We start from the raw sequence: 15,593 nt of genomic DNA, 5'->3' as shown, positions 1-15,593 counted from the left end.
TGTCGGGCGCACTTGTATCCCAATACCATCCCAGAACCCACGCCAGGAAGGGATGCCCGCATGGCCTATTCCATCGCCGCCATCGATGCCGTCACCAACTACGAATTCGCCGATCCGGAGCTGGAGCGGAAGGGATGGCAGGAGAGCTTCATCCGCGGCAAGATCGGCGCCGAGGAATCCCGCATCAAGGGCCTGACGCCGGAAGCCTTCATCGAGAAGATGGACCGCGCCGGCGTGGAGCATTGCTTCCTCCTCGCCATCAAGGCCGGCAGCGCGCTCAACACCATCAATCGTCGCGTGCCGTATGAGAAGGTCGCGGAGATGGTGCGCCGTTATCCCACGCGTTTCAGTGCCCTCGCCGGCGTCGATCCGACCGAAGGCATGCGTGGACTGCGCGAGCTGAAATATGCGGTGAAGGAACTCGGCTTCATCGGGGCGCATCTCTATCCCCATTGGTTCGAGATGGCGCCCGACCATGCGCGCTACTACCCGATCTATGCGAAGTGCTGCGAACTCGGCATCCCGATCCAGATGCAGATCGGCCACTGCCTCCGCTACTCCGAGGAGCGTCCGCTGAAGAGCGTCGGCCGCCCCATCACGCTCGACACCATCGCCTGCGACTTCCCGGAGTTGAAGCTCGTCGGCATCCACATCGGCTGGCCGTGGACGGAGGAGATGATCGCTGTCGCCTACAAGCATCCCAACGTCTATATCGGCACGGACGCCTATGCGCCGAAGCACTGGGACGAGAAGTTCGTGCGCTACATGAACAGCTTCGGCCAGGACAAGGTGATCTTCGGCACCGACTATCCGGTGATCGACCTGGAGCGCGCGCGCGTGGAGTTCGAGGCGCTGGGCCTGCGCGAGGTCGCGAAGCGCAAGGTGCTCCGCGACAACGCGATCAGGCTCTACGGGTTGAAGATGCCTCTCTCAGACGAGTGAGCGCGGCACGTAGCGCCCGCTGCCCACGGCCGTGTCGTCCAGCGCGCCATCGCGCATGACGGCGCGGCCCCGGACGATGGTGTGGACGACCTGGCCCGTCAGGGTCCAGCCCTCATAGATCGAATAGCCGGCGGAGGAGAGCACGCCATCGCGCGTGACGGTCCAGCGCCGGCCGGGATCGACGATGGCGAAATCCGCATCCATGCCCGGCGCGATCGCGCCCTTGCGATGCAGGCCCATCGCCTTCGCCGGATTGGTCGCAACCAGTTCCACGATGCGCGCCAGGCTCAGCCCGCGCTTCATGTGACCTTCGCTGAGCAGCACGGGCAGCATCGTCTCCATCCCCGGGCAGCCCGGGGAGGCCGCCCAGATGCCGCCCTCCTTGCCCGAGAGGTCGCGATGCACATGGTCGGTGGCGACGGTATCGATGCTGCCATCGAACAGCCCGCGCCACAGCGCCTCCCGGTCCGCTTCCTCGCGCAGCGGCGGGTTGATCTTGCCCGTCACGCCGCCCTCCCAGGTCACGTCATGGGTGAGGTAGTGCGGGCAGGTCTCCACCCAGACCTTGCCGCCGGCCTGGCGGCCCCGCTTCGCGGCCTCCAGCGCCTCGGCGGAGGAGGTGTGGACGATATAGAGCGGTGCGCCGGCTTCCTTCGCCACCAGCGCCGCGCGCTGCACGGCATCGGCCTCCACGAAGGGGGGGCGGGATGCGTTCCAGCTCGCGAGCCCGCCCTGGCCCTCGGGGTCCTGCGCCATGATCTGCTTGCGGCGCACCCAGGCGAGTTCGATCGTCTCGGGATGCGGGCAGACCATCCCGCCATGCGCGGCGACCGTCTCGCAAAGCCGCAGCAGGAAGCCGTCATCGATATCCGGCAGGCCGAGGCGCTTGCCCTCGCCGCCGCGGTTGTTCATGAAGATCTTGAAGCTGGGCGCGCCGAACTCCTCGACATAGCGCTTCAGCCCCGCAAGCTGCGCCTCGGTCGAGATGATGGGGTGGTAGCCGAAATCGATGCGCGATCCCGCCTCCGTGACGGCGATGACCTCGTCCCAGAAATCCTCGAAGGGATCGGTTGCCATGAGGTAGGGGATGAAACAGGTGATGCCGCCGGCGGCGGCCGCCGCGCTTTCCTGCGCCGCATCGCCCGGCACGCGCGGCCGGCTGATGTCCTTGCCATGGCCGAGATGCAGATGCACGTCGATGGCGCCCGGCATCACGACCAGGCCGGAGACGTTCCAGACCTCCGCCGCTTCCGCCGCAGCGCCACGAGCGAGGATGGCTGCGATGCGCCCATCCTTCACCGCGATTTCGCAGGTGGTGGGGCCGAGGCCCGGCAGCACGGCGCTGCCGCCGCGCAGCAGCAGGTCGTAGCGCATCACGCGTCGTCCCGCGGCGCCAGTTGGCCGAGGGCCGCGACAGCCTCCTCTGTCGTCATCACATCCGCATACTTCGCGGCCATGTCGAAGAGGTTGACGGCGTGGGACGTCGCGCTGCGGTCATAGACCGCGTCCTGCGGCACGACGACACGCCAGTTATAGGCGAAGGCATCGACGACGGAGCCGCGCACGCAGCCGCTTGTCGTGCAGCCCGTCACCACCAGCGTATCGACGCCGAGATCGACCAGGTAGCTCGCCAGCGGGGTGCCGAAGAAGGCGCTGGGATGCTTCTTCGGCAGCAGGATGTCGCCGTCGCGCGGCGCCACTTCCGCGACGAAGCCGTAGCTGTCCCGGGGCACCGTCATCAGCGCCGGTACCTTGGCCGCCAGGCGCCCCGTGTCGAAGCTCTCCTTCGGCGAGACGTGGGGGTAGAGGACGGGCCATCCCTTCTCCCGGAACAGCGCCAGCAGTGCCTGGATGCGCGCGACGGCGGCCCAGCCGACCTCGCCGCAACTCGTGGGATATTCCTTGATCGCGTCCCAGAAGGGCATGGGCTTGGTGCCGACGGTACGGTACTGCACATCGATGATCAGCAGCGCGGGGCGGCGTCCCAGGCCCGAGCGCCGCCCGAACCCGGCGGCGCCATAGGCGCGTTGTTCTTCCTCGGAGATGATTCCATCCCAGGGCTTCATGCGACTCAGTCCGGTTGTTCCTCGCCCCGGACGCTAGATCATCGGTTGCAGACACACAAGATGTATCCAAGTCCCGAGGGAAGGGGGGGGCGCCGAAGCGCCGCCCCGTTTCAGCGCGCCGCCCAGCCCGATTTAGCCAGGATGTCGTGGCTCACGCGGATATCGCCATCCGGATCGGCGCCCGGCGTCAGCGCATCGGTGATGATCTCCAGCACCGTCAGGCCCTGGTAGCCGATCTCCTCCAGCGCCGCCGCCGCCGCTGCCGGTTCCACGATGCCGGTGCCGAGCCGTTCATGCTTGAACACGGCATAGCCGCTGTCGGAGATGTGGACGTTCTTGATCCGCTTGCCGAGCAGCCGGATCGCGGCGGGGACGTCTTCCTTGATGTAGGCGCTGTTGCAGACGTCGAAATTGATCCCGACTTCCGGCCCGATCTCCTCCGCCACCGCCAGCATGTCGGCGGCCTTGGGCAGGAAGGTGAAGGGGACATTCTCCAGGATGATCTCGACGCCGGAACCCTTCGCGAAATCCACGAGTTCGCGCATGCCCTCGATGAACCAGGCGCGCATCCAGGGCACGGGCGGATCGATCAGGGAGTTCACGGGGCCGGGGATGGCGCAGACATAGGGGCAGCCCCAATCCGCGGCCAGGTCGATGGCTTCGCGATACCTGTCCAGCGTATAGCGCCGCATCTTCGCGCAGACGCTGTTCGGGTTGTTGTCGAGCAGCGGATAGCAGAAGGACGTGATGGCGGAACCGCTATCGCCGAGCCAGGCCTTGTAGTCGCGCCGCTTCGCGGGCGTGAGTTCGGAGGGCCAGCAATGCGGCGGGAAGATCATCATCTCGAAGGCGCGATAGCCCTGCGCGTGCAGGTGCTTCAGCGCGCCCAGCCCGTCATGCGAATAGAGGAAGGGAAAGGTCGAGGCGGCAACGCGAAGATCGGCCATGGTGGGCTCCTCTAGAGGCTGTGTTCGGATCGGGTGTTGACGATGAGTTCGGCGATGGTCGCGGTATCCGGCAGCCGCAGCAGCAGCGAGACGATCTCCGCGATCGTGGCCGGTGACAGGCGGTTGGCGGAAATCCCAGGCAGGCCGGCCAGCAATTCCGTATCGATGGCGCCGGGGCACAGCGCCGTGACGCGCACCCCTTCCTCCCACCCCGCCAGCTTCGTCGCCTGGCTGAGCGCCACCAGCGCGTGCTTGCTCATGGCATAGCCGATGGAGACGGAGGCATCGCGGATGCGCTTGCCATCGGTGGAGGCGATGTTGACCACGCGCCCATGCCCCGCCGCGCGCAGATGCGGCAAAGCGCGCTTCGTGGCGCGGAAGGGAGACTTGACGTTGACGGTCCAGAGCTCGTCGAGCTCTTCCTCGCCGCCCTCGTCCCAGGTCACGCGGCGCAGGATGCCGGCATTGTTGATGAGGCCATCGAGGCGCCCATGCGTCGCGGCCGCGGCCTCGATCCACGCCTCCGCCGTCGCGGGCTTCATCGCGTCATAGGCGTGAAAACTGGCGCGTTCCGTGAAGCCGAGCCGCGCGCGCGCCGCAGCGGGATCGCGCACGCCGAGGGCCAGCGTATAGCCCTCCCCATGCAGCTTGCGCGCGATGGCGGCGCCGAGGCCGCGCGAGGCCCCGGAGATGGCGATGACGCGGCCCGTGGCGGGGATCAGTTCCGCGTCACGCATGGTCAGAACAGGCCCTGATAGACGCCGCCATCATTGACGATGTTCTGCGCCGACATGAAGCCTGCCTGGGCGCTGCAGAGATAGGCGACCAGGTCGCCGCATTCCGAGGGATGCGCGAAGCGGCCGGCGGGGCAGCCATTGATGCGGTCCTCGACCATGGCTTCATAGGTCGTCCCGCGCCGCGCCGCATGGCCATGCAGGTTGGTGCGCAGCGCATCCGTGTCGAAGAGCCCCGGGCACACCGTGTTCACCGTCACGTTGTGCGGCAGCAATTCCCGCGCGATGGACCCGATGGCGCCGGACAGCGCCACGCGCGCGGCATGCGAATGCGCGAAGCCCACCTGCGGGAACTTGATGAAGCTGACGGAGATGCTGACCACGCGGCCGAACTTGCGATCGCACATGCCCGGCGTCACGCGGCGGATCAGCTCCATCGAGGAGTAGAAATGCACATCCCACCAGCGCAGCCATTCGTCGCGCTCCCAGCCCCGGAAATCGCCGGGCACCTGGCGGACGCCGGGATTGCAGACCAGGATATCCGGCGCCGGGCAGGCGGCCAGGATCGCGTCCCGACCTTCCGGCGTGTTCACATCCACCGCCACCGTCTGCACGGTGACGCCCGTGTCGCGCCGCAGCGCTTCCGCTGCCTCATCCAGCGCTTCCTGGCCGCGCGCGACGATGGTGAGGTTCGCACCCTCCTGCGCCAGCGACCGCGCGCAGGCCTCGCCCAATCCCCTGCTGCCACCGCAGACGATCGCGTGGCGCCCCCTGATGCCGAGGTCCATGTCAGAGCAGCCCCATATCCTTGAGACCTGTGCGCAGGCCTTCGAGCGGTGCGCCAGCCAGCGCGCGCAGCGGCGGCCGCGGCGTGCCGCCCCCGGCGAAGCCCATCATGTCCATCGCCGCCTTGGTGGCGGGGTAGAGCGTGCGGCCACCGCTGGTGAAGAGGTCCGTGAGCTTGCGCCCCGTCTCCTGCAGATCCGCGGCATCGCTGCGCCCGTCGCGCGCGGCGTAGTAGAGGTCGAGGCATCCGGTCCAGACATTCGGGAAGCAATCGACCGTGCCATCGGCACCCAGCGCCACGGCCGGCACGCCGAAGACGGAGGAGGGGCCGCAGAACACCCGAAGCCGGTCCTTCACCGCCAGCATGGTGCTGTAGAAGTTGTTCCAGTCGCCGGAGGATTCCTTGATGGCGACGACCTTCTCCAGATCGGCCAGGCGGTCCGCCAGCGCCGGGGAGATCGCGTTCACCGCATTGCCGGGGATGTTGTAGACCACCATCGGCAGGTCGATCGCGTCGGAGACCGCCTTGTAATGCGAGAAGATCTCGTCATCCGTCAGCTTCACGAAATAGGGTGGCAGCACCAGCACCGCATCGGCGCCGACCTGCTTCGCGTGCTTCGCGAGCGCGATGGTATCGGCCTCACCCACGCAGCCCGTGCCGACGATGACGGTCCCGCGGCCCGCCGTGGCGGCCACGGCCTCGGCATACAGCGCCTTCCGTTCCTCCATCGCCAGCGCCCAGAATTCGCCGGTGCAGCCGCAGGCGACGATGCCGGTGGCGCCGGCATCCAGCATGCGCGTGACATTGGCGCGGAAGCCCGCATTGTCCACGCGCCCCGCCGCATCGAAGGGCGTCGTCAGCGCCGGCATGGGGCCCGACCAGGCGACGTCATCGCGGTTCATCAGACACTCTCCTCAACGGACATGGCGCGCGCATCCAGGCGCGCCTCGCTTGTGGCATCGAACAGATGCAGGCGTTCGGCGCGTAGCGCGAAGGACACGACATCGCCAGGGTTCAGCGTGGATTCGGCCGGCGTCCGGGCCGTCAGCGGCGATCCGCCGGCATCCAGCATCACGATGGTCTCGTGCCCCGTCGGCTCAACCACACGGACGGTGGCGCGGTAGGGGCCTTGGCCGATCAGCACATCCTCCGGCCGTACGCCCAGGACCACCTTCGACCCCGCGCCCGTCACGGCGAAGCGGACGGTAATGGCGGGATGGGTATAGACGCCGTCGGCGAAGCTGCCGGGCAGCGTGTTCATCGGTGGCGTGCCGATGAAGCCCGCGACGAAGAGGTTGGCGGGACGGTCATAGACCTCCCGCGGCGGGGCGAATTGCCGCAGTTCCCCGCCCTCCATCACCGCGATGCGATCCGACATCGTCATCGCTTCCAGCTGGTCATGCGTGACGTAGACGAAGGTGCGGCCCAGCGTGCGGTGCAACTCGATCAGTTCCGCCCGCATATGGGCGCGGAGCTTGGCGTCGAGGTTCGACAGCGGCTCATCCAGCAGGAAGACCTTGGGGCTGCGCACCAGCGCGCGCCCCAGCGCCACGCGCTGCTGCTGCCCGCCGGAGAGCTGCCTGGGCTTGCGGTCCAGCAGTGCCTCCAGCTTCAGCATGGCGGCGATGCGGGCGACATGCGTGGCACGCTCCGCCTTCGCCATGCCCTGCTTCTTCAGGGGATAGGCGATGTTCTCGCCCACCGTCATGTGCGGGTAGAGCGCATAGGATTGGAACACCATCGCGATGTCCCGCTTGCCCGGTGCGACATCATTCACGACGCGCCCGCCGATGGAGATCTCGCCGCTCGTCGGGAATTCCAGCCCCGCCAGCATCCGCAGCGTCGTCGTCTTGCCGCAGCCCGAGGGCCCGAGCAGCGAGACGAACTCCCCCGGCCTGATCGACAGGTCCAGCCCCTTCACCGCCACGGCATCGCCGAAGGCCTTGCGGACGCGGGTGAAGGTGACTTCCGCCGCGCTCATCCCTTCACCCCGCCGGCGCCGAAGCCACGGGTCAGGTATTTCTGCAGGACGGCGAAGATGATGATCAAGGGGACACTCATCATGACGGAGGCCGCCATCAGCAGCGACCATTCGATGTTGAAGGAGGATACGAGCATGCTCATCACGCCCGTCGTCAGGGGCCGCGCGCTGTCCGTGTTCACCAGCACCAGCGCATAGAGATATTCATTCCAGGACAGGATGAAGGTGAACAGGGAGGTCGAGATGATCCCCGGCAGCGCCTGGGGCAGGATCACGTCGAAGAACGCCTCCATCCGCGTCGCGCCATCGACCAGCGCGGCCGATTCCAGGTCATCCGGAATCCCCTGCATGAAGCTGCGCAGCAGCCACAGCGCATAGGGCAGGGCGAAGCTGGTATAGGCGATCACCAGGCTGAGCAGCGAATTCGCCACGCCGAGCCACACCATCATCAGGTATAGCGGCAGGATCAGCACGACGGAGGGCAGCAGGTAGGTGAAGAGCACCAGCTGCGCCAGCCTCTCCCGCCCCGGATAGCGGAAGCGCACCAGGCTGTGCGCCCCCAGCGTCGCGACGCCCACCACCAGCACCGTGGTGGAGAAGGACAGGATCAGCGAATTCCGCATGAACAGCAGGAACGGCGTCTCCCACAACAGGCGCCGGTAGTGTTCGAAGGTGATTTCCTCCGGCCAGAAGGTCGGCGGGATGCGGAACAGCTCGAATTGCGGCTTGACCGAGGTGATGACCATCCAGATGAGCGGGAAGGCCGTGACCAGCACGATGGTCCAGGCCATCAGGTTGAAGGCGATGCGCTTCATCGCGCTTCCTCCTTCCCCATGCGGCGCAGGTACAGCACCATGAAGACCAGCATCACCGCCATCATCGCGACGGCGACCGCGGTGGCGCGGCCCATCGCATCCAGGCCGAAGGCTTCCTTGTAGACCATCAGCGGCAGCGTCTGCGTCGAGATCAGCGGCCCGCCACCTGTCATCAGGTAGATCAGGTCGAATTCCTTGAAGTCCCAGATGGCGCGCAGCAGCACCACCACCATCAGCACATCCTTCAACTGCGGCAGTGTCACATCCGTGAAGCGCGCCCAGGCGCCGGCGCCATCGATGGTCGCGGCCTCATAGAGTTGGTCGGGGATGGTCTGGAGGCGCGCCAGGATGGCGATGACGACGAAGGGGAAGTACTTCCACGCGCCGACCAGCACGATGCTGACCATCGCGTTCGGCATCGATCCCAGCCAATCCAGCGGCATCTGCAACAGGCCCGACCACATCATCAGGTGGTTCAGGATGCCGTAGAGGTCGTTGAACAGCCAGCGCCAGACGAGCACGGCCACCACGGTGGAGACGAAATAGGGGAACAGGATCAGGCTGCGCGCGAGCGCCCGGAAGACGATGGCCTGGTGCAGCATCAGTGCCGCCGCGACACCCAGCACCACCTGCAGGAACAGCGTGCAGACGGTCCAGACCAGCGTGTTGAAGAGGGAGCGCCAGAACTCCTCGCCCGCGAAGAGGTCGGCGTAATTCTGGAAGCCGACGAAATTGCCCTTGAGCGTTGGCGTGAAGATGTTGAACAGGCTCAGATAGACGGCGGAGACCAGCGGATAGACGATGACGGCGCAGAAGATCAGCACGCAGGGGGCGATCAGCATCACCCCCAGCATCGCGTCCCGCCGGTCGAGGGGATTGCCCCTCGCCGGCCCGCCAGCCCCGGACCCCATGCCGATGCGTCAGCCGCGCATCAGCGCTTCGAGGCGCTGCGCCGTGGTGGAGACGACGGCCGCCATCGGTTCGTTGTTGATGACGTAGCGCTGCACGGCCTCGGCCAGGACGTGGCTCGCGATGATGCGCCCGGCAGCGGTGTTCGGCCGATGCCGCGTCGATTCCCAGCCGAGGTTGTGGCCCGCCGCCGCGCTCTCGCTCATCAGGTCGACTTCGGCGCGATACTTCTGGATCAGCGCATTCTCCTGGTATTGCGGCATGGCGCTGATGGTCTTCAGCACCGGCAGCACATGGCCCGGCGCCGCGTGCAGCTGGCGGATATAGCCATCGGCGCGGAACAGATGTGCCGCGAAGCGCTTTGCCAGCGCCATGTTCGGCGCGACCTTCGGGATCATGACTGAAGGGAAGTCGTTGAAGGTCCAGGGGGCGACATTGGTCGAGATCGTCGGGTAGCGCGCGCAGGTGACGCTATCCGCGATGCGCGGGTTCTGCGCGGCGACATTCGCCAGCACGCGGCCGGTATAGATGCCCGTCGCGGTCGCGCCTGCCACGAAGGCCGTCAGGCTCTCGCCCCAGGAATAGTTGGTGGCACCGGGCGGGCAGAGCTCGCGCATCGACTTGTAGAATTCAAGCGCGTTGCGGAACGCGTCATTGTCGACATTCACCTGGAGGTCCGGCGTGAAGATGCTGCCGCCGGCGCCATGGACGAAGCAGATGAAGATCAGGCTGGTCATGGAATTGCGGGCATAGGGTAGCGGCGCGCCGAAGACGCCGCCGCCCTGCATCCGCCGGCAGGCATCGCGCAGCTGGTCCCAGGTGCGGGGCGCCTCCGCGATGTTGGCGCGCTGCATGAGATCACGGCGCAGCCACATCATGTTGGCGGCGGAATTGCCGATGCCGGTGCCGGCGAACTGGCCGGGCGTGATCTCATAGATGCGGTTCGCACCCTCATAGAAATTCGACGTGCCGATCATGTTGATCACGTCGTTGAAGGGCTCCAGCAGGCCGTTCTGCCAGTAGGTCGCGACCGCGAAATGCGGGAGATGCGTGACGACGGAGGGCACCTGGCCGGAGGCGAAGGCGGCCGCCATCTGCGCGGGATAGCCTTCGTCCGAGGTGGCCTCGAACACCACGCGCACGCCGGGGTTCGCTTCCTCGAAGGTGCGGATCTGGAAGTTGTAGGCCTCGCGCTGCGCCGGCGCGGTCTGGGGCGACCACCAGCGAAGCGTCGTCGGCGTCTGCGCTCTCGCGCCGCCAGGTGCGGCGAGTGCCACGGCGCCTGCGCCCAGCGCGGTGCCCAGGCTGCGGCGAGAGAGGCCGCTGCGGGTGGTCTCGGTCATGTCTCTTCCCTTCCTTCCCTGCTTCTGTCACCCGCCGGCGTCAACCGCACAGCGAACGCGTGCCCGCAGTGTGAAACACGACATGACGAAGCCGCAAGGGGCTTTCCACGAATTTCGGCCGTTGACCGCGCGGATTCACGCGACCTAAGTTCGCCCTGCGAACAGCCTGACCTGATGGGCACGACCACGATGGATGATGCGATGCCGCGCGACCTGCACGCGCCCGAAGCGCCCCCGCGGGAGGATCGGGAGATCGTGCAATCCGTGTTGCGTGCGCTCGACGTGCTGCGCAGCTTCGACCGGCAGAGCCCGCGACAGACGCTGTCCCAGGTGGCGGAGCGCACGGGCCTCAGCCGCGCCACCGCGCGTCGCTTCCTGCTGACCTTCACCCATGCCGGCTACATGGAGCAGGAGGGGGGGCGTTTCCGTCCCACGGCCAAGCTCCTCGAACTCGGCCATTCCGCCGTGGCGTCGCTGGGCCTCTGGGACATCGCGCGGCCCATCATGGCGGATCTGTCCATGCGGCTGGGGGAGGCCGCCTTCGCCGCCGTGCTGGATGGGGAGGATGCGCTGTATGTCGCGCATGCGCCCTCGCCCGGTCGTGTCGTCGCGGTCGGCATCGCGGTCGGTCGCCGCCTGCCGGCCTATGCGACCTCGGTGGGTCGCGTGCTGCTCGCGGGGCTTGGCGACCAGGCGCTCGGCCAGGCGCTGGCAGCGATGAAGCCCGTGGCGCATACGCCGAATACCGTGACCTCGAAGTCGAAGCTGCGCGCAATCATCGAGGATGTGCGCCGCAACGGATTCTCCATTGTCGATGAGGAGCTGGAGGTCGGGCTCCGATCCGTCTCCGTGCCCCTGCGCGCCCCAGGCGGTGCGGTGCTGGCGGCGCTGAATGTCTGCGGCCCGTCGTCGCGCGTCACGGCCGAGGTGCTTCACAGCCGCTTCCTGCCTGAATTGCTGGAGGCCGCGGACCGCATCAACCGCTCGCTGCGGGACTGAAGCGGTCGGGCGTGAAGCGCGCGACGTCAAAGCCCGGATCGCGCCCGAGCAGGATGGCGGCTGCCATGTCGGCCACCAGCGGGCCGAGCGTGTAGCCGGCATCGCCCGGCACCGCGACATGCACGCGCGGCGCTGCGGCCAGCGGCCCCAGCACGCATTGCCCATCCGTCGTCGTGTTCACGCCGGCCCATGTGCGCAGCAGCCGCAGGTCGCGCACGCTGGGCACGATATGCTGCGCGAGGGTGAGGTTGCCCACCAGCGACTCCATCCGCACGGTGGGCGCCTGATCCGGCCCCGCGAATCGCGCGGGCCATCCGCCGCCGATCACCACCTGGCCGCTCGCCAGCTGCTTCAGCGTGATCATGCGCTCCGCATGCTGCACCAGGTGCTTCACTAGCGGCGCGGCGGCTTCGGTGATGTTCATGTGCAGGGGCTCGGCGACGGTCGGGACATGCGCGCCAAGCTGCGCCGCCAGCCTGCCCGTTCCCGCGCCTGCGGCCAGCACCACCGTCCCGGCGCGCAGGGCGCTGCCATCCGACAGCGTCAGTGCCATAGCGGCGCCGTCGCGCTGGATCCGTTCCACCCAGACCTTCAGCCGATGCGGGACACCACGCTGGCGGAGGTCATCCCACAGCGCCCGATTGGCCAGCAGCGGGTTCAGCTTGCCCTCGTCATGGCAGAGCTCCGCGCCAACGACCGCATCGCCGAGATAGGGCGCGATGCGGCGGACCGCCGCGCGATCCAGCATCTCCACCCGCAGGCCCAGTTCCTCCTCCCGCGCGCATTTCCGCGCGAGAAATTCGTAGCTGGTGGCATCCTCGCAGACCATCAGCCCGCCGGATTGCCGCAGCTCCACATCCGCGCCGAGTTCCTCGGCCAGCGAGGACCAGCGCCGCGCCGCCGCCGGATACAGCGGCAGCGACGCTTCCAGGTTCGGCACCAGCTCCGGATACATCCGCAGGAAGCGGCTCTGCATCTGCACATGCAGGCTGCCGGCATTGGCGTTGGTGCCGCCATGGCGCCCGTCATCCAGCAGCAGCACGTCGCGCCCCGCGATGGCGAGGTTGCGGGCCAGGCAGAGGCCGACGATGCCGCCACCGATGATGGCGACATCGGCCTGCTGGATCACTCCGCCGCCTGCTGGGCCAGGGCCGCCCGCTTGCGCTGCCAGGCGCGCCAGGTGGTGGCCCAGCGCGCGGGGTCTTCCGGCGCCTCGCCATCCACGCGGCCGATCGGCGCGTTGTGGGGTGCGGTGCGCACCATCTCCGGATCGCTGCGCGCTTCGTCGCACACCTTGGCCAGCACGTCGCACCAGAGGTCGATATCCTCCTTCGACCACAGCTCGCCCGCTTCCGGCGTGAAGGGTTCCGGCACAACCCAGGGCTCATGCGACAGCCAGGGCGCGTCGATCCCGTAGTCGGTCATGCGGTTGCCGACTTCGACAACGCCGAGGCCGGTTTCCTCCTTCAGCGGCCCCAGCCCGTAGCGCGTCATCTCCATCCGCCAGGTCTTCGCTTCCGGATTGGACCGCGCGACGCCGGGGATCGCGAGGAGCTTCTTCTCCATGTAGTTGTTGGCCAGCACGGCAAGATCGGCGGCTTCCTTGATGCCGTCGCCCCCCATCGCCCGCGCCCAGACATAGGCGCGCATGACGATGTGCAGATTGCCCAGGAACTCCCGCACCTTGCCGACGGAATCCGGCCGGTCATGGTCCATGCGGTACAGGCCCGTCGCCTCATCCTTCACCACGATCGGCTTGGGCAGGAAGGGAGCCAGTTCGGCGGAGCAGCCATAGGCACCCACCGCCGGCCCGCCGCCGCCCTTCGGCCCGCCGAAGGTCTTGTGCAGCATGAACATGCAGGCATCGAAGCCGAGTTCGCGGGCGCGGATGCGGCCCATCACGCCGTTGAAGTTGGCGTGGTCGTAGAAGGCAAGGCCGCCCGCCTGCTTCACGAGCTTCGTCCATTCGACGATCTGCGGGTTGTAGACGCCCATATCGTCGGGGTTGTTGATCATCAGCGCCGCGGTGCGGTTGGACAGCGCGGCCTTCAGCGCCTCGATGCTCGGATAGCCATTCTCCTCCAGCATCAGCGTCACCACCTTGAACCCCGCGGTCGCGGCGGTGGCGGGGTTGCAGGGATGCGCCTGGATGGAGGTGATGATCTCGTTCCGCTGCTCCAGCTCCCCCTTCGCCGCGAAATAGCCGCGCGTCACGCAGGTATGGGTATAGGCGGCATCCGCCCCGCCGGCGGCCTGGAAGACGAACTGGTCCATGCCGGAAAGCTCCCGCAGGATCAGGTCGAAGCGGTGCACGATCTCCAGCAGGCCCTGGATGGTGCTGTCATCCTGCAGCGGGTGGATCTCCGCCATCTGCGGCCGCAGGCCGAGCGCTTCGCTGACCCGCGGGTTGTATTTCATGGTGCAGGTGCCGAAGAGGCTCACGCCCATCATGCCGAGCACCTGCTGCGAGAGATGCAGGTAGTGGCGCAGCACGTCGTGTTCCGTCATCTCCGGCAGGGCAGGGGCCTGGCGTCTGCGCATCCCCGCCGGCACCAGCGCGGCTGCATCGGTCTCCGGCCTGGGGAAGACGATGCCCCGCCGCCCCTTCACACCCATCTCCATCACGACGGGCTCGTTCCACCGGGCCTGGTGGATCAGCTTCGGCGTCCCGCTCATCGCACGATTTCCTCGAGTGCCAGTGCCAGTCTTTCGATGTCCTCCGGCGAGTGGATCTCCGTCACGGCATAGAGCGCGCTCTGCCCCAGCGCCGGGATGTCGGCGGACAGGTCCTTGCCGCCGAAGATGCCGCGCGCCAGCAGCGCCTTGTTCACCGCCGCGACCGTCTGGCCGGTGCCCGAGAAATCCACGACGAACTCCCGGAAGAACCCGCCCGTCCAGCGCACCGCAACGCCCGGCACCGCCGCGATCCGCCTCGCCGCCGCATGGGACCGTGCCAGCACCAACTCGCCCAACTCCCGGAAACCCTCCGGGCCCATCAGGGACATGTAGACGGCATTGGCGATGGCGGTGAGGTAGACGGAATTGCCGGTCCAGTCCTTGCCCTGTTCCCGCATCCCGTAGCTCGACTGATGCGCCAGGCTCAGCGCGAAGCCGTGCTCGCTGGGATTGCGCGTCGTGGTGATGGAGATGTTCAGCGTTGGGTATTCGCGAGCATAGCGCTCCTCGTCGCGCGATGCGATGAAGCCGCCCGCACCGCCGCCCGCGCTCATATGCGCGCCCAGCGTCTGCGTCGTGCCGACGACGATGTCCGCGCCGTAGTCCGGTGGCGGCGCCAGCACGCCGAGGCTGATCGGATCGACGCCGACGATCACCTGCGCCCCCGCCTGGTGCGCCAGATGCGCGATGGCCTCGCCCTGCGTCTCGATCAGGCCGAGGAAGGAGGGATTCTCGAAATAGACCGCCGTGACACCCTCGCTGATCTTCGCGCGGAGGTCGGCCAGGTCCAGCAGCCCCGTCGTGGCATCCTGCGCCACCGTCACCACCGCGATGTGGGACGCCATGCCTTCCGGCTCGCAATACTGGCGGATCACCGCCAGGCGCTCCGGGTCCATCCAGGCGGGTACCAGCACGCGCCGCCGCCCGTTCAGCCGCGACGCCAGGCGGATGGCGTTGCCCGCGGCGCAGCCCCAGGAATAGACGGGCAGGCCGACGAAATCGCAGGCCACCAGCTCGCCGAGCTGGGAGCAGAATTCGAACCAGGCCTGGTTGCGGCCGTGGTCCGACATGGCGGTGCCCCAGACCGAGGTCAGGAACTCGCTCCGCCCCGCCACCTCATCCACGATGGCCGGGACGTGATGCTGCCAGATGCCGGCGCCGAGGAAGGAGAGGTTCTCCTCACAGGATCTGTTCTTCGCCAGCAGCTGCAGCATGTGCCGCCGCAGCTCGACCTCCGACCGCAGCGCCGGCGGCAGGTTGAAGGCGTGCTGCGTGCGATGCGCCTCGGGGATCTGCTCGAACAGCGCCTCGATGGAGGGTGCGCCGGTTTCCCGCAGCATCGCCTCCTTGATCGCGGGCACCGAATTGGCCATCCAGGGATGCGCCGTCATGCT

The 15,593-nt window shown here is 67.5% G+C and carries 15 protein-coding genes; 2 read left to right on the top strand and 13 right to left on the bottom strand.

Annotated features, from left to right (window positions below):
* Positions 1-60: 60 nt before the first annotated feature.
* Positions 61-942 (top strand): amidohydrolase family protein, encoded by an 882-nt coding sequence (locus tag BM041_RS23545; protein WP_175534119.1) that lies wholly within the window; start codon positions 61-63, stop codon positions 940-942.
* On the opposite strand, the gene BM041_RS23540 is transcribed toward BM041_RS23545, so the two are convergent.
* The 10 genes from BM041_RS23540 to BM041_RS23495 all read right to left on the bottom strand — a co-directional run bounded on the left by BM041_RS23540 (position 931) and on the right by BM041_RS23495 (position 10,524).
* The gene (locus tag BM041_RS23540) at positions 931-2,316 is read right to left on the bottom strand and encodes a dihydroorotase (RefSeq protein ID WP_092962356.1); all 1,386 of its coding nucleotides are present in this window, start codon (positions 2,314-2,316) and stop codon (positions 931-933) included. The genes BM041_RS23545 and BM041_RS23540 overlap by 12 nt on opposite strands.
* Positions 2,316-3,008 carry an isochorismatase family protein gene (locus tag BM041_RS23535; RefSeq protein ID WP_092962355.1) on the bottom strand — a complete coding sequence of 231 codons (693 nt, stop codon included), beginning with the start codon at positions 3,006-3,008 and terminating at the stop codon, positions 2,316-2,318. The genes BM041_RS23540 and BM041_RS23535 overlap by 1 nt, the downstream gene beginning before the upstream one ends.
* A 110-nt stretch (positions 3,009-3,118) precedes the next feature.
* Entirely contained in the window at positions 3,119-3,955 is an 837-nt protein-coding gene (locus tag BM041_RS23530; RefSeq protein WP_092962354.1) for a sugar phosphate isomerase/epimerase family protein, read from the bottom strand.
* Positions 3,956-3,966: 11 nt separating this feature from the next.
* Complete coding sequence (locus tag BM041_RS23525; RefSeq protein ID WP_092962353.1) at positions 3,967-4,692, bottom strand: SDR family NAD(P)-dependent oxidoreductase; 726 nt, start codon at positions 4,690-4,692, stop codon at positions 3,967-3,969.
* A gap of 2 nt (positions 4,693-4,694) precedes the next feature.
* A complete protein-coding gene (locus BM041_RS23520) occupies positions 4,695-5,477 on the bottom strand; it encodes an SDR family oxidoreductase (RefSeq protein WP_092962352.1) in 783 nt (260 codons plus the stop codon).
* A 1-nt stretch (position 5,478) separates the two neighbouring features.
* Entirely contained in the window at positions 5,479-6,378 is a 900-nt protein-coding gene (locus BM041_RS23515; protein WP_092962351.1) for a dihydrodipicolinate synthase family protein, read from the bottom strand.
* Entirely contained in the window at positions 6,378-7,457 is a 1,080-nt protein-coding gene (locus BM041_RS23510; RefSeq protein WP_092962350.1) for an ABC transporter ATP-binding protein, read from the bottom strand. The genes BM041_RS23515 and BM041_RS23510 overlap by 1 nt, the downstream gene beginning before the upstream one ends.
* A complete protein-coding gene (locus BM041_RS23505) occupies positions 7,454-8,272 on the bottom strand; it encodes a carbohydrate ABC transporter permease (protein ID WP_092962349.1) in 819 nt (272 codons plus the stop codon). Before BM041_RS23505 ends, BM041_RS23510 begins: the two co-directional genes overlap by 4 nt.
* Positions 8,269-9,183, bottom strand: coding sequence for a carbohydrate ABC transporter permease (locus BM041_RS23500; protein ID WP_092962348.1), 915 nt, complete (start codon positions 9,181-9,183; stop codon positions 8,269-8,271). Before BM041_RS23500 ends, BM041_RS23505 begins: the two co-directional genes overlap by 4 nt.
* 9 nt (positions 9,184-9,192) lie before the next feature.
* Positions 9,193-10,524, bottom strand: coding sequence for an ABC transporter substrate-binding protein (locus tag BM041_RS23495; RefSeq protein ID WP_092962347.1), 1,332 nt, complete (start codon positions 10,522-10,524; stop codon positions 9,193-9,195).
* A gap of 174 nt (positions 10,525-10,698) precedes the next feature.
* Here BM041_RS23495 and BM041_RS23490 point away from each other — a divergent pair, with 174 nt between their 5' ends.
* Positions 10,699-11,523, top strand: coding sequence for an IclR family transcriptional regulator domain-containing protein (locus tag BM041_RS23490; protein ID WP_217648825.1), 825 nt, complete (start codon positions 10,699-10,701; stop codon positions 11,521-11,523).
* On the opposite strand, the gene BM041_RS23485 is transcribed toward BM041_RS23490, so the two are convergent.
* Genes BM041_RS23485 through gcvPA form a run of 3 tightly spaced genes read right to left on the bottom strand, consistent with a single transcriptional unit; the run spans position 11,501 to position 15,590 of the window.
* Positions 11,501-12,652, bottom strand: coding sequence for an NAD(P)/FAD-dependent oxidoreductase (locus BM041_RS23485; protein WP_175534117.1), 1,152 nt, complete (start codon positions 12,650-12,652; stop codon positions 11,501-11,503). The two genes, BM041_RS23490 and BM041_RS23485, sit on opposite strands and share 23 nt — an antisense overlap.
* Positions 12,649-14,199 carry an aminomethyl-transferring glycine dehydrogenase subunit GcvPB gene (gene gcvPB, locus BM041_RS23480; protein ID WP_092962345.1) on the bottom strand — a complete coding sequence of 517 codons (1,551 nt, stop codon included), beginning with the start codon at positions 14,197-14,199 and terminating at the stop codon, positions 12,649-12,651. Before gcvPB ends, BM041_RS23485 begins: the two co-directional genes overlap by 4 nt.
* Entirely contained in the window at positions 14,196-15,590 is a 1,395-nt protein-coding gene (gene gcvPA, locus BM041_RS23475) for an aminomethyl-transferring glycine dehydrogenase subunit GcvPA (protein WP_217648824.1), read from the bottom strand. Before gcvPA ends, gcvPB begins: the two co-directional genes overlap by 4 nt.
* Positions 15,591-15,593: the final 3 nt, after the last annotated feature.

This window comes from Falsiroseomonas stagni DSM 19981, assembly GCF_900114315.1.
GTDB lineage: Bacteria > Pseudomonadota > Alphaproteobacteria > Acetobacterales > Acetobacteraceae > Falsiroseomonas > Falsiroseomonas stagni.
This window is presented reverse-complemented; position numbering and strand designations above follow the sequence as displayed.